General features: G+C 68.8%; 12 protein-coding genes. 2 read left to right on the top strand and 10 right to left on the bottom strand.

Going from position 1 to position 14,274, the window contains the following annotated elements:
• Positions 1–101: 101 nt before the first annotated feature.
• Positions 102–1,040: an HTH-type transcriptional regulator PtxR gene (ptxR, locus tag JHD77_RS20615; protein WP_003089264.1), complete on the top strand. Its 939-nt coding sequence runs from the start codon at positions 102–104 to the stop codon at positions 1,038–1,040.
• A gap of 102 nt (positions 1,041–1,142) precedes the next feature.
• Here the strand turns inward: ptxR and pvcD are convergent, their stop codons facing one another.
• The 6 genes from pvcD to JHD77_RS20585 form a co-directional block, all read right to left on the bottom strand.
• On the bottom strand, positions 1,143–1,790 hold the full coding sequence (pvcD, locus tag JHD77_RS20610; protein WP_191519448.1) for a paerucumarin biosynthesis heme-binding protein PvcD: 648 nt from the start codon (positions 1,788–1,790) through the stop codon (positions 1,143–1,145).
• Positions 1,783–3,285 carry a paerucumarin biosynthesis protein PvcC gene (gene pvcC, locus JHD77_RS20605; protein ID WP_003122752.1) on the bottom strand — a complete coding sequence of 501 codons (1,503 nt, stop codon included), beginning with the start codon at positions 3,283–3,285 and terminating at the stop codon, positions 1,783–1,785. The genes pvcD and pvcC overlap by 8 nt, the downstream gene beginning before the upstream one ends.
• 51 nt (positions 3,286–3,336) lie before the next feature.
• Positions 3,337–4,212 (bottom strand): paerucumarin biosynthesis oxygenase PvcB, encoded by an 876-nt coding sequence (gene pvcB, locus JHD77_RS20600; protein ID WP_019371790.1) that lies wholly within the window; start codon positions 4,210–4,212, stop codon positions 3,337–3,339.
• A 17-nt stretch (positions 4,213–4,229) separates the two neighbouring features.
• Positions 4,230–5,216, bottom strand: coding sequence for a paerucumarin biosynthesis protein PvcA (pvcA, locus tag JHD77_RS20595; protein WP_003089256.1), 987 nt, complete (start codon positions 5,214–5,216; stop codon positions 4,230–4,232).
• Positions 5,217–5,430: 214 nt separating this feature from the next.
• On the bottom strand, positions 5,431–6,417 hold the full coding sequence (locus JHD77_RS20590) for an asparaginase (protein WP_003113732.1): 987 nt from the start codon (positions 6,415–6,417) through the stop codon (positions 5,431–5,433).
• A 99-nt stretch (positions 6,418–6,516) separates the two neighbouring features.
• A complete protein-coding gene (locus JHD77_RS20585) occupies positions 6,517–7,962 on the bottom strand; it encodes an alanine/glycine:cation symporter family protein (RefSeq protein ID WP_003113731.1) in 1,446 nt (481 codons plus the stop codon).
• Positions 7,963–8,130: 168 nt separating this feature from the next.
• Here JHD77_RS20585 and JHD77_RS20580 point away from each other — a divergent pair, with 168 nt between their 5' ends.
• A complete protein-coding gene (locus tag JHD77_RS20580) occupies positions 8,131–8,949 on the top strand; it encodes a transcriptional regulator (protein ID WP_003117809.1) in 819 nt (272 codons plus the stop codon).
• Between the two features lie 131 nt (positions 8,950–9,080).
• Here JHD77_RS20580 and lpdA read toward each other — a convergent pair whose 3' ends face one another.
• The 4 genes from lpdA to JHD77_RS20560 are packed head-to-tail and all read right to left on the bottom strand — an operon-like array spanning position 9,081 to position 14,047.
• On the bottom strand, positions 9,081–10,475 hold the full coding sequence (lpdA, locus tag JHD77_RS20575) for a dihydrolipoyl dehydrogenase (RefSeq protein WP_003120146.1): 1,395 nt from the start codon (positions 10,473–10,475) through the stop codon (positions 9,081–9,083).
• Between the two features lie 3 nt (positions 10,476–10,478).
• Complete coding sequence (locus JHD77_RS20570) at positions 10,479–11,765, bottom strand: dihydrolipoamide acetyltransferase family protein (protein ID WP_003124668.1); 1,287 nt, start codon at positions 11,763–11,765, stop codon at positions 10,479–10,481.
• Positions 11,766–12,818 (bottom strand): alpha-ketoacid dehydrogenase subunit beta, encoded by a 1,053-nt coding sequence (locus tag JHD77_RS20565; RefSeq protein ID WP_003089248.1) that lies wholly within the window; start codon positions 12,816–12,818, stop codon positions 11,766–11,768. It lies immediately after the preceding gene.
• Positions 12,815–14,047 carry a 3-methyl-2-oxobutanoate dehydrogenase (2-methylpropanoyl-transferring) subunit alpha gene (locus JHD77_RS20560; RefSeq protein ID WP_003111886.1) on the bottom strand — a complete coding sequence of 411 codons (1,233 nt, stop codon included), beginning with the start codon at positions 14,045–14,047 and terminating at the stop codon, positions 12,815–12,817. The genes JHD77_RS20565 and JHD77_RS20560 overlap by 4 nt, the downstream gene beginning before the upstream one ends.
• Positions 14,048–14,274: the final 227 nt, after the last annotated feature.

The raw sequence follows: 14,274 nt of genomic DNA, 5'->3' as shown, positions 1-14,274 counted from the left end.
TCACCGATCGTTGCGGGTCCTGTCGAATGCCGCCGTTCCGTCGCAGCAGGATTTTTCGACAAGACCCGTCCGGACCCACTTCCCGGCTAAGGAATGACAGGATGAGCGCCGCCCTGGAGCGATTGAATCATCTGAACCTGAATCACTTGTATGCCTTCGTCGCCGTCGCCGAACACAACAGCTTCACCGCCGCGGCGGAGGCCCTGGGCTTGTCGAAATCGCTACTCAGCGAGCAGTTGCGACGCCTGGAGGCCGACCTCGGGATCCAGTTGCTGACCCGTACCACCCGTCGCATGACCCTTACCGATCGCGGCGAACTGCTGTTCGGCGTGGCCCAGCGCATGCTCGGCGAGCTGGACGGCGCGCTCTCCGATGTGCGCGACCTGCAGGGCGAGCCCAGTGGCCGGTTGCGCATCACCGCGCCGCAGGACTTCGTCAAGTGGCACATCAGCAGCGTTTCCGCGGCGTTCATCCGGCAGTTTCCCAAGGTCCAGGTGGAAATGCTGGCCGATGACCAGTTCAGCGATCTGGTCGGCCAGCGCATCGATCTCGCAGTACGTATCGGCTGGCCGCGCGACTCCGGCCTGCATGCCAGCAAGCTGTGCGACTTCCAGCAGGTTGCCGTGGCGACGCCGGGATACCTCGCCGGCCTGCCGCCGGTGCTCCAGCCGCACGACCTGGCGCGTTGCGAATGGATCGGCCATACCCGCCTGAGCACGCCCTGGACCTGGACCTTCGAACGCCAGCGCGAGCGTGCCACGGTACAGACCCGAGGGCGCCTGCTGGCGAACAACACCCTGGCGGTGTACCGCCTGGTGCTCGACGGTGCCGGCGTCAGCGTGCTGCCGAGCTTCCTGGTAGCCCGCGAGATCGCCCGCGGACGGCTTGTCCGGCTGCTGCCCGGTTGGCGCCTGCCGCAGGGCGGCATCTATGCCCTGTACCCCTCGGCGCGCTACATGCCGGTGCGGGTCAGGGCGTTCATCGAGTCGCTGCGCGAGCATCTCGGTCGCGAGCCGTTCCGCCTGGCGCAGAGCGAATGAGGCCGGGCATCCGTGCCTGGGGATAGGGCGAATAACGCCACCGGCGTTATCCGCCGCCGATGCCAGGGATAGGCGGCGGATAACCGCGAGCGGTTATTCGCCCTACGGCCCCAGGCTGCCCAGGTAGCCGGCGAGCGCCTGGATGTCGCTATCCTCCAGGCCGCCGGCGACCGCGCGCATGGTCGCGCTGTTGCCGCGCTTGCCGTCGCGGAAGCCGTGCAACTGGGTTGCCAGGTATTCCGCCCATTGCCCGGCTAGGCGCGGCGCCTTCAGCGCCGCCAGGCCCTGGGCGGCGGGCCCGTGGCAGGTGACGCAGGGCGGTACGCCGTGCTGCGCCAGGCCATTCTTGAAGAGCTGGCGGCCGCGTTCGCGTTGCCTCGGGTCGGCCAGGGTCTGCTCGCCGGCACTCATGCGCTGGGCGGCGAACCAGGCGGAGACGTTGACCACGTCCGCCGCGCTCAGCTCCTCGCCGCGGCCGTTGGTGGCCGGGTTGCGCCGGCGCTGGGTCTTGAGGTCGTAGATCTGCTTGTACAGGTATTCCCGGTCGAGCCCGGCGAGCTTCGGGTAGCTGCGGTTCGGCCGCGGCCCGCCGTTGCCGTCGTCGTCGTGGCAGCGCGAGCACATTTTCTGCGCCATCGCCTTGCCGCGCGCCAGGTCGGCGGGCGCGTCCGGGCCCGGCACGGCGGCGGCCAGCGGCAGGGAAAGCAGGGCCGAGAGGCAGCCGGCCAGCCAGCGTTTGCGCTCAGTCATGCTGCCAGGGCCCCCGCAGCCAGCCGTGGATGTCGTAGTCGGCCATGCAGCGCTGGACCATCGCCTCGCAGTAGGCCAGGTGCCCGCGACGGCTGGCCCAGGCCAGCGAGTCGAGGCGGATCTGCTCGGCATTGCCGGAATAATGGCTCTCATAGACCGCGTGGCGCGCGCCGAACTCGCTGCCGGTGGCGTCCCAGATCAGCTTGAACAGCTTCAGGCGCTGCTCCGGCTCCAGCTCGGCACCGCGGTAGTAGCTGTCCACCAGCCGCCGCGCCTCGCCGTCGCGCAGGTCGGCGGCGCCCGAGACGGTGACCAGCGGGGCGCCGCCGAGAGCGCTTTCCAGCAGCTCGCGGACCCGCTTCCAGATCTGCGGCACCTGGATGCGCAGGGCATTGGCGTACTCCAGGCGCGGCACCGCCGACCCGGCGGCGTTGCGCTCCGGGTCGCGGGCCATGGCGGTGGTCAGCGCCTGCAGCAGGTGCTGCAGGGCGATCAGCTCGCCGAGGGCAGCCTGTATCCCGCGGAAGCCCTGGGTGCCATTGGCGCGCACGCCGAGGGAAAGCAGGCCGATCATCAGCTCCAGCTTCACCCCGAGGCGGATGCCGGACTGGAAGTTGTACAGGTTGGCGAAGCCCGACTCGGCATAGAAGCCGGTGGCGCGGCGCAGGTCGCGGTAGACCAGGACGTCCTCCCAGGGAATCAGCGCCTTGTCGAACAGCAGCACGCTGTCGTTCTCGTCGAAGCGGCTGGACAGCGGATAGTCGAAGGGACTGCTCGCGCGCTCCTCATAGGATGGCCGGCACATCAGGCGCAGGCCGGGGTTGTCCATGCGGGCGAAGAACACCAGGGCGAAGTCCTCGGCCTTGCCGGCCTCCATCTGCGCCGAGGCGACCGGGGCGACGAAGGTGGCGTTGGTGATGGCGCTGCCGGTGGCGAGCATCTTCGCCCCGCTGACGACGATACCCTGGTCGGTCTCGCGTTCGACGTGGACGAACACGTCGCGCATCTCGTGGATCGCCTTGCTGCGGTCCAGCGGCGGATTGATGATCGCGTGGTTGAGGAACAGCCCGCGGTCGGCGAAGGCGCGGTGCCAGGCGCAGGCGTTCTGCCGGTAGTCGCCGTAGAAGCCGGCGCCGGCCTCCAGCCCGGACATGAACGCCGCCTTGTAGTCCGGGGTACGCCCCATGAAGCCGTAGGTCATGCGCGACCAGCAGCCGATCGCCTCGCGCGCGCCGAGCAGGTCCTCGGCGTTCTGCGCGGGGGTGAAGAAGCGGTGGCTGCGGCGGCCCTGGGCATCGACCCGGGTGAGGACGTCGCGCTGCTCGCCGTGGAGGCCGTCGTAGAGCCCGGCGATGCTGCGGCAGGCGTTGCGGAACGCCCTGTGCCGGGTGACGTCGGCGACCCGTTCGCCGTTGAGGTAGACCTGGCGACCGTCGCGCAGGCTGTCGAGATAGTCGGCGCCGGTCATCAGCGCGTTGGGGACGGAATGGCTCATGCTGGTTCCTTGTCGGGACGCCGGCCGTGGCGCGCACGGCCGGCGGGGCGGTCAGTCGCGCTGCAGGTGCGGGTTGCGCAGCGCCGGCTCGGCGTGGATATGCACCCGCCGCAGGTGGCGCGGCGCGCGGTGGGCGAAGGCCTCGCGACCGTGCAACAGGGTCAGGTTGTCGGCGATCACCAGGTCGTCGCTGCGCCAGCGGTGGGCGTAGTGCGCCTGTGGGTGGTACAGGCAGCGGCGCAGGCTGTCGAGCAGTTCGCCGCGCTGTTCCGGGGCGATGCCGTCGTAGTGGAACTCGGAGGGGTTGATGAAGCTGGCGTCGCCCTCGACCGGCGGTTCGCAGAAACGCAGGATGGGGAATTCGCGGCGCGGGTGGCGCTCGACTATCGGCGCCGCCGAGCGGCTGCTGTAGTGCGCCGCGCTGCGCTGGTACCGGCCGCTGGCGCGGCGCCAGACTTCCAGCTCGCTACTGTCGGCCAGTTGCAGCGCCGCCGGGGTCGAGCTGAAGGTGGTGCGGCCGCCGTCGCTGTCGCCGGGCGCGTCGACACAGTGGAACACCTGGAATTCCGGGACCGTCTCCAGGTACATGCCGTCCCAGTGCAGCGGCACGTAGTTGTTGGCGAAGATGTGGTCCTCGGCGCCTTCCTGTTCCACCAGCTCGAGCACCGCGCCGAACGGCCACAGCATGACTTCGCCGAAGTCGTGGCAGTAGCGGGTCAGGCTCTCGGCGTCGGCGAAGGCGGCGAAGCCGCGCAGGAGCAGCAGGTGGTGGCTGCGAGCCAGGCCCTTGAGCCACTGCGCCGGCAGCTCGCCGACGTGCATGCCGGGGCGGCCGGGCTCCAGCAGCAGGCCGAAGCGCGGCTGGTTGCCCTGTTCGTCGCGCAGCGGCGAGAGACGTACCGGTTGATCGCTGAGATAGGCGTTCATCGTCTGGCTCCTCGGGCTCAGGCCACGGCGGCGCGCCGGGCGGCCCTGGCCGGCAGGCGGTAGTGACTGGGCTGGCCGTTGATCTGCACCAGCTCGCCGCCGAGTTCCAGCACCTCGCTGCGCTTCATCAGCACGAAGCGGTCCTCGGTGTTCACCGCCACGCCGTGCCAGGGCGTCAGCCAGTCGTCGCGGGTCGGCATCATGTGGATGCCGAACTTCAGACTGTCCGCCGGCTGCGGATGGATGGACAGGCGGATCGCGCGGGGGAACTGGTCGGCCAGCAGCGCGCCCCAGGCCCAGCTGCGCTGGATCACCCCGTAGGCGCGCTCCTTGGCGTCGCGTTGCAGGGCAGTCTTCGAGCCCTGGTAGTCGGGGGTCAGGCCGTCCTCGTAGAGGAAACGGGTGATGGCGCGGTACAGCAGCAGGCCTTCTTCGCTGGCCAGCAGGGTCTCGCGGATGCTTTCCAGCGGCTCGGCGTAGCCGTCGATCAGCAACTGGCGGAGCTGCTCGTGGTTGTCGCGCTGGGCCTCGAAGGCGCGTACGTCCTCCAGGTTGAACACGCCGATATGGGTGGCGCCGATCTCCTCGATCATCAGGCGCAAGGCATCCTGGTAGGCGCTGATGTGCGCATCGCCGATCCTCACCAGGTCGCCGAACACCCGGCCATCGGAGCAGACGGTGATCTTCGCGCCGGGTGCATAGAACAGCTGGATGCGCTGGCACAGGTGGTTGAGGAACGACAGCGACAGGCGCTCGGCCATGTCCGGACGGCTGTCGAGGACCTTACCGGGGTTCGGCGACTTGGCCGGAAACGCCGGCAGGACGAATTCAATGGGCTCGCCGGCTTCGATGAAGGCGGCGATGCGCGGCAACTGGACCTGTTCGATGCGGCGGATCTCGTCCGCTTCGCTGGCGCTCTGGCGATGCTCGGGGTAACGGCGGCGATAGAGCAACAGTTCTTTCAATACGCGTGCGGGAAGGGTGTCTTCGGCGATGGCGTACATGCAGGTGTTTCCTCCTTGTGGGCGGATGCCGGCGGGGCCGGCAGCGGAAGGCGACATCCTGTGGACTCGCCGCCGGGGGATAAACCGGGGAAGGCCGGAAACACTGTTCGCTGAAGCTTGACGATGGGCGCCGGGCACGGGCGGGCCGCCGGCGTTGTCGCGTATCGCGGGGAGGGCTGAAGGAAGCGGCCGCCGGCGGGCGGCCGCAGGGCGGTCAGTCGGCGTTCTCGCCGCACAGGTCGAGGGCGAACCAGCGTTGCGCTTCGTCGCGTCCGAGGCCGGCGCCGAGCAGGCCGAAGAGCTTGCCCAGGGCCGCCTCGCGGGTCATTCCGCCAGCCGAGAGCAGGCCGGCGTCGCGCAGGCGGCTGCCGGCGGCGTAGACGCCGAACTCGACCTGGCCGTAGGCGCACTGGCTGACCGCGGCGAGCAGCACGCCGCGGGCGTGGGCTTCGCGCAGCAGCGCCAGCAGCTCCTCGTCGTCGGACGGGCCGGTGCCGCTGCCATAGCATTCCAGCAGCAGCGCTTCCACGCCGCTGTCGAGCAGCCCGCGCAGGTGCGCGGCGCGCAGCCCTGGATAGAGCGGCAGCACGGCGAGGTTCACTTCCCGGCGCGGCTGGCGGTAGCCGAGCGCCGCAGGCACCGGCGCATGCTCGGCGTGGCGCGGTCGCGGCAGTTCGGCGAAGGCGTCGAACGCGTCGCTGCGCAGCTTGCTGACTCGCGCGCCGTGCAGCAGGGCATCGTTGAAATAGACCTGTACGCCGCGCGCGTGGCCCTCCTGGAGGACGCGCAGGGCGCCGACCAGGTTGTCCCAGGCATCGCTGCCCGGCGCGCCGGCCGGCAGCATGGAGCCGGTCAGCAGCACCGGGATCGGCAGGTCGAGGAGCAGGAAGGACAGCGCCGCGGCGCTGTAGGCCAGGGTGTCGGTGCCGTGCAGGAGCAGCACGCCGTCGTGGCCGGCGTCGAGCGCGGCGACGATGGCGTCGCGCATCGCCAGCCAGTTGCCCTGGGTCATGTTGGCGCTGTCCAGCGGCGGTTGCAGTTCGGCGAAGCGCCAGCGCAGGTCCGGGGCGTCGCCGAGGCTTTGCAGGTGGTCGCGCATGCGCGCTTCGAAGCCACCGGCCGGAGCCAGACCCTGCGGGGTCTGCAGCATGCCGATGGTGCCGCCGGTGTAGAGCACGAAGAGGTTCTTGACTGGGAGCATCCGTAATCCTTGTGTCGGGCCTTTTCGCGCCGGACGTGCGAAGAGGGGACACCATTGTGGCGCAGGCGCCGCTCCGGGGGGAGGGCGCCTGCGCGAGACTCAGCGATTGCCGCTCGGCAGCGGCTCGGCGTCCGCCTGCGCCGGGGGCTCGGCGCGCTGGCCGGCGGGCCAGGCTTCGCGGTCCAGGTCGAGGTCGGCGAACTGCGCCGAGTCGAACACCGGTTGCTTGATCCCGGCGCGGCGCTGCACGTCATAGTCGCGCATCACCCGCAGGCCGACCTTGAACAGCAGGGCCAGGGCCATCAGGTTGACGAAGGCCAGGCAGGTCATGGTGATGTCGGCGAAGGCGAACACGGTGGACAGGTCCTGCACCGAGCCCCAGACCACCAGGGCCAGCACCAGCGCGCGGTAGCCGATCAGCACCAGGCGGTTGCGGCTGAGGAACTGTAGGCTGTTCTCGCCCAGGTAGAAGTTGTAGAGGATGCAGGTGAAGACGAACAGCGACAGGGCCACGCTGACGAACACCCGGCCCCAGTCGCCGACCACTGCGGCCAGGGAGTTCTGGGTGAGGACGATGCCGTCGCCTTCGAAGCCCGGGGTGTAGAAGCCCGAGAGCAGGATCAGCAGGGCGGTGCAGGTGCAGATCACGAAGGTGTCGAGGAACACGCTGAAGGCCTGGACCACGCCCTGTGCCGCCGGATGGCGCACGGCGGCGACCGCGGCGACGTTCGGCGCGCTGCCCAGGCCGGCCTCGTTGGCGAAGACGCCACGCTTGACGCCCATCACGATGGCGCTGCCGAGCAGGCCGCCGAACGCCGGGTCTAGGCCGAAGGCGCTCTTGACGATGGTTTCCAGCATTGCCGGGACGTGCTCGATCTGGCTGGCGATGACGTACAGGGTGACGCCGATGTAGGCCAGGGTCTTGATCGGCACCAGCAGGTCGGAGACCGCGGCGATGCGCTTGATGCCGCCGATGAAGACCACGCCGAGCAGCACCGCCAGGGCGATCCCGGTGTGCTGCGGGGCGAAGCCGAAGGCGTTCTGCAGCGAATGGGTGACGGTGTAGGACTGCAGGCCGTTGAAGGCGAAGCCGTAGGTCACCAGCAGGAGTACCGCGAAGACCACCGCCATCGAGCGCAGCTTCAGGCCGTGCTGGATGTAGTAGGACGGGCCGCCGCGATACAGGCCGTCGCCGTCGCTGCGCTTGTAGACCTGGGCCAGGGTGCATTCGAAGAAGCTGCTGGACATGCCGACCAGCGCGGTGACCCACATCCAGAACACCGCCCCCGGACCGCCGAGGGTCACGGCGATGCCGACCCCGGCGATGTTGCCGGCGCCGACCCGGCCGGCGAGGCTCAGCATCAGGGCCTGGAAGGAACTGAGCTGGCCGGCCTGGCCGCGCAGCGATTCCCTGAATACGCCGAACATGTGGCCGAAGTGGCGGAACTGGACGAAACGCGAACGGATCGTGAAGTAGGCACCCAGGCCGACGATCAGGACGATGAGGACTTTTCCGGAAAGGAAATCGTTGAGCATTTCAAGCATGGAGGTCTACCTCGGTTCTTATTCTGGTACCGGCGTGCGCTGCGGCAGCGCCTTGGTGCGCGGCGCATGGTTGGCCATGACGCACCTGGTTACAATTTCGCGGGTTGCTCCTGCTTGATGCGACCTGATGCTAGAATCGCGTCCATAGCATCAGTTTTGGAGCCATCGATGTCCGAGCACCTGGGCGCCAATCTCAAGCTGCTTTGCAGCCATTACCGCTCGATTTCCGAGGTTTGCCGGCAATTGGCGATCAATCGCGCACAGTTCAACAAGTACCTCAGCGGCCAGAGCCAGCCGACGCCGTACAACCGCAAGCGGATCGGCGACTTCTTCGGCGTCGAGGACTACGAGCTGGGCTTGCCGCCCGAGCAGTTCGCCCGCCTGATCGGCGCCCGCACCAGCGCCCAGCCGCGCCAGCCCAGCAACGACCCGCTGTTGCGGCTGCTGCAACCGCTGCGCGCCGAGGCCGGCGACCTGGGCCGCTACTGCGGCTACTACTTCGAATATGCCAACTGCATGTCGGTGCCAGGCAGCATCCTGCTCTCCCTGGTGCATCTCTACGAGGAGGACGGCGTGTTCCTCTTCGAGCGCCAGGAACGCCAGGAGCGCACCAGCAGTACCGACGTGCAGGCGGAGGAGTGGGCGCGTTGCCGCTATCTCGGCGCGGCCTTCCAGTTGCAGGACCGGGTGTTCCTGATCGACTACGAGTCGCTGACTCTCAACGAGATGAGCCAGACCATCCTCATTCCCAGTTTCAAGAGCCGTATCACCCGCCTGAACGGCCTGAAGATGGGCGTTTCCAGCGGTGACCGGCGGACCCCGGCATGCAGCCGGGTGGTCTGGGAGTACCTCGGTGCGGAAATCAACCGGATCAACGCCTACCGCCAGGTGCGCCTGTACCGCCCGGACGATCCGCGGATCGACGAGGATATTCGCCAGCGCCTGGCGGCGGGGAGCTTGCGGCATGGGTTGCTGGAGACGGAGTGAGGGGCGGGGGATCGCGCAGGGCGGTGAGACCTGCTGACGACCCGGTTCGCGGCCACGAAAAAAGCCCCCTTGCCCGACGGGCAAGGGGGTAATGTGCGCCGGTGTTGGCCGGCTACCGAGGTTCGCGGGAATCAGATGTGCAGGGCGTGTCCCAGCGCGCGCAGGGCGGCTTCCTGGACCGCTTCGCCGAGGGTCGGATGGGCGTGGATGGTGCCGGCGATGTCTTCCAGGCGGGCGCCCATCTCCAGCGACTGGGCGAAGGCCGTGGACAGTTCCGAGACCGCCTTGCCCACCGCCTGCCAGCCGACGACCAGGTGGTTGTCGCGACGCGCCACCACGCGGACGAAGCCTTCGTTGGCCTCCAGGGTCATGGCGCGGCCGTTGGCGGCGAACGGGAAACTCGCCACCAGGCAGTCCAGGCCGGCATCCTTCGCCTGCTCCGGGGACAACCCGGCGACCACCACTTCCGGATCGGTGAAGCACACCGCGGGGATCGCCACCGGGGCGAACTGGCGACGCTTGCCGGCGATCAGCTCGGCGACCATCTCGCCCTGGGCCATGGCCCGGTGCGCGAGCATCGGCTCGCCGGCGAGATCGCCTATGGCCCAGACATTGCGCATCGAGGTGCGGCACTGGTCGTCGACCTTCACCGCCCGGCCGTTCATGTCCAGGCCCAGGCTTTCCAGGTTCCAGCCTTCGCTGCGCGGCTTGCGGCCGACCGCCACCAGTACCTGGTCGGCGGCGATCTCGCGCTCCTCGCCGGCGCCGTCGCGGACCCGCACGCCGTTCTCGCTCGGGCCCAGCAGGCTGTGCCCGAGGTACAGCTCGACGCCCAGTTTGCGCAAGGCCTGGGCTACCGGCTTGGTCAGTTCCTCGTCGTAGCCCGGCAGGATGCGCGGTTGCGCTTCCACCACCGCCACCTCGACGCCGAGCTTGCGGTAGGCGGTACCCAGCTCCAGGCCGATGTAGCCGCCGCCGACCACCACCAGGCGCTTGGGCAGGCTGCCGGGCGCCAGCGCCTCGGTGGAGGAGATCACCTTGCCGCCCAGCGGCAGGATCGGTAGCTCGACGCTCTGCGAGCCGGCGGCCAGCAGCAGGTGCTCGCACTCGATGCGCTGGCTGCCGCCGCCGGCGAGTTCGACCGCCACGCTTTTGCCGTCGAGGATCCTCGCCCAGCCCTGGACGACATCGACCCCGTGTTTCTTCAGCAGCGCGGCGACGCCGCTGGTGAGGCGGTCGACGATGGCGTCCTTCCATTCCACGGTGCGGGCGATGTCGATGCTCGGCGCCTGTACCTGGATGCCCAGCGCCGACCGGCCGGCATAGTGGCGGGCCTTGAGGTATTCCTCGGCGGCGTGGATCAGCGCCTTCGACGGGATGCAGCCGACGTTCAGGCAGGTGCCGCCGAGGGCGGCGCCCTCCACCAGTACGGTGGGAATGCCCAGTTGCCCGGCACGGATCGCCGCGACGTAGCCGCCGGGACCGCCGCCGACGATCAGCAGGGAAGTCTTCAGGATCTGGCTCATCGCTTACTCCAGGAACAGGGTGGCAGGATGTTCGAGCAGGCCGCGCACGGCCTGGATGAAGGCCGCCGCGTCCATCCCGTCGACGACCCGGTGGTCGAAGGAGGAGGAGAGGTTCATCATCTTGCGCACGACGATGTTGCCGCCGACCACCATCGGTCGCTCGACGATGCGGTTGACGCCGACGATGGCCACCTCCGGATGGTTGATCACCGGTGTGCTGACGATCCCGCCGAGCGCGCCGAGGCTGCTCAGGGTGATGGTCGAGCCGGACAGCTCCTGGCGTTGCGCCTTGCCGCTGCGTGCGGCTTCGGCCAGGCGCGCCACTTCGCTGGCGTTGCCCCAGAGGTCGCGCGATTCGGCGTGGCGCAGCACCGGCACCATCAGGCCGTTGTCGCTCTGGGTGGCGATGCCGACGTGCACCGCGCCGTAGCGGGTGACCACCTCGGCCTCGTCGTCGTAGCGCGCGTTCAACTGCGGGAAGTCGCGCAGCGCCACGACCATGGCGCGGACCAGGAACGGCAGCAGGGTCAGCTTGCCGCGCTGGCCACCCCATTTCTGGTTGAGATGGGCGCGCAGGGCTTCCAGATCGGTGACGTCGATTTCCTCGACATAGCTGAAATGCGGGATGCGTCGCTTGGCGTCCTGCATCTTCTGGGCGATCTTGCGACGCAGGCCGATCACCGGCACCGCCTGTTCGTCGTGTCGCTCGGCATACCCCTGCGCGGCGGCGCCGCTGCGCGCGACGCTGCCATCCTGGGTCAGGTAGGCATCGAGGTCCTCGTGGAGGACGCGTCCGGCGGGACCGCTGCCCTGCACGAACTGCAACTCGATGCCCAGGTCGCGGGCGCGCTGGCGCACCGCGGGGGAGGCCAGCGGGCGTTCGCCGGGCTGGCGCCGCTGCCGTGGCGCCTCGCTGTCGCGCAAGGCGCGCGGCGCTTCGGCGGCGGCTTTCGGCGCCGCGACCGGGGCTTCCTTCGGTTTCTCCGGGGTGGCGGCGACGGGCGCGGCCGGCGTCGCCGCGGCCGGACTCTCGGCGAGGTTGCCGGCGCCTTCCACCTCCAGGCGGATCAGTTCGCCGCCCACCGCCATCACCTGGCCCGGCTGGCCGCCGAGGGCGAGGATGCGTCCGGCCACCGGCGAGGGAATCTCCACCGTGGCCTTGTCGGTCATCACCTCGGCGAGGACCTGGTCTTCATTGACCGAGTCGCCGACCTGGACATGCCACTCCACCAGTTCGACCTCGGCGATGCCTTCCCCGATGTCCGGCATCTTGATCACATGGGTACCCATTCAGACCTCCATCACACGCTTGAATGCCGCGCCGACGCGCGCGGGGCCGGGGAAATACGCCCACTCCTGGGCATGCGGGTAGGGGGTGTCCCAACCGGTGACGCGCTCGATCGGCGCCTCCAGGTGGTGGAAGCAGTGCTCCTGCACCAGCGACATCAGCTCGGCGCCGAACCCGCAGGTGCGGGTCGCCTCGTGGGCGATGACGCAGCGGCCGGTCTTCTTCACCGAGGCGACGATGGTTTCCAGGTCCAGCGGCCAGAGGCTGCGCAGGTCGATGATCTCGGCGTCCAGGCCGGTCTCGTCGGCCGCGGCCTGGGCCACGTAGACCATGGTGCCGTAGGTCAGCACGGTCAGCGCCGCGCCGGGGCGGACGATCGCCGCCTTGTCCAGCGGCACCTTGTAGTAGCCGTCCGGCACCTGGCTGGCCGGATGCTTGGACCAGGGCGTCACCGGGCGGTCGTGGTGGCCATCGAACGGGCCGTTGTAGAGGCGCTTGGGCTCGAGGAAGATCACCGGGTCGTCGTTCTCGATGCAGGCGATCAGCAGGCCCTTGGCGTCGTAGGGGTTGGACGGCATCACCGTGCGCAGGCCGCAGACCTGGGTGAACATCGCCTCCGGGCTCTGGCTGTGCGTCTGCCCGCCGTAGATGCCGCCGCCACAGGGCATGCGTACGGTCATCGGCACGATGAAGTCGCCGGCCGAGCGATAGCGCAGGCGCGCCGCCTCGGAGATCAACTGGTCGGAGGCCGGGTAGACGTAGTCGGCGAACTGGATCTCCACCACCGGGCGCAGGCCGTAGGCACCCATGCCGACCGCGGCGCCGATGATGCCGCTCTCGGAGATCGGCGCATCGAACACCCGCGAGGTGCCGTATTTCTTCTGCAGGCCTTCGGTGCAGCGGAACACGCCGCCGAAGTAGCCGACGTCCTGGCCGAATACCACCACGTCGTCGTCGCGCTCGAGCATGATGTCCATCGCCGAGCGCAGCGCCTGGATCATGGTCATGCTGGTGACCGTCTGGGCGTTCTCGTGTTGCGGGTTCATGGCATTCATACCCCGAGCTCCTGGCGTTGCCGGCGCAGGTGCTCCGGCAGTTCTGCATAGACGTCCTCGAACATGCTGGCGGCGCTCGGCACCCGGCCGTCGATCAGGGTGCCATGGCTCTCCGCCTGTTTCTGCGCGGCCAGTACTTCGGCTTCGAGGGCCTTGTGGGTGGCTTCGTGCTGTTCCTCCGACCAGATGCCGAGGCCGATCATGTGCCGCTTCAGGCGGGCGATCGGGTCGCCCAGCGGGAAGTTGGTCCAGTCGTCGGCGGGGCGGTACTTGGACGGGTCGTCCGAAGTCGAGTGCGGGCCGGCGCGGTAGGTGACCCATTCGATCAGGCTCGGCCCGAGGTTGCGCCGGGCGCGCTCGGCGGCCCACTCGGAGGCGGCGTAGACCGCCAGGAAGTCATTGCCGTCGACCCGCAGCGAGGCGATCCCGCAGCCCACGCCACGGTTGGCGAAGGTGGTGCCTTCGCCGCCGGCGATGGCCTGGAAGGTGGAGATCGCCCACTGGTTGTTGACCACGTTGAGGATTACCGGCGCGCGGTAGACATGGGCGAAGGTGAGGGCGGTGTGGAAGTCCGACTCGGCGGTGGCGCCGTCGCCGATCCAGGCCGAGGCGATGCGCGTGTCGCCCTTGATCGCCGAGGCCATGCCCCAGCCGACCGCCTGGATGAACTGGGTGGCGAGGTTGCCGGAGATGGAGAAGAAACCTGCCTCCTTGCTCGAGTACATGATCGGCAGCTGGCGGCCCTTGAGCGGGTCGGCCTCGTTGGAGAGAAGCTGGCAGATCATGTCCACCAGCGGGTATTCGCGGGTGATCAGGATGCCTTGCTGGCGATAGGTCGGAAAGCACATGTCGCCGTCGCGCAGGGCCAGGGTGTGGGCGGTGGCGATGGCTTCCTCGCCGAGGCATTGCATATAGAAGGAAAGCTTTTTCTGCCGTTGCGCGGTGAGCATGCGCGCGTCGAACAGGCGGGTCTTGAGCATCGCCCGCATGCCGCGCAGCAGTTGTTCGTTGCTGAGCTGCGGATTCCAGGGACCGACGGCGTGGCCGTCGTCGTCGAGCACACGTACCAGGCTGTAGGCCAGGTCGCTGGTCTCGGCGGGCTCGACATCCACCGGCGGCTTGCGTACCTCGCCGGCGGGGGACAGGTGCAGATAGGAAAAGTCGGTCTTGCAGCCAGGACGCCCGGTGGGCTCCGGGACATGCAGACGCAACGGCTCGTAATCACTCATGACAGGCCTCCGGCCCGGTCCGGGCCAAACGGTTGGAGAGATCAGAAACGGGCGAACGGCGCTCGAAGCGGCGGACTGGGCGGATGGCGGGTTCCCGTCCTGTGGGTGGGGGCGGGTTGCAGGCATGCCGGGGTACAGCAGGCGCGGTCGTACTGGGTGACGTCACTCATGGTGAGGCCCTCGGGTTTTGTTTTTGTAATTTCAGTATAGGCTTCGGGTGCTAGTTT

The sequence above is a fragment of the Pseudomonas sp. P20 genome, from assembly GCF_016463925.1.
Taxonomy (GTDB): Bacteria; Pseudomonadota; Gammaproteobacteria; order Pseudomonadales; family Pseudomonadaceae; genus Pseudomonas; species Pseudomonas aeruginosa.
This window is presented reverse-complemented; position numbering and strand designations above follow the sequence as displayed.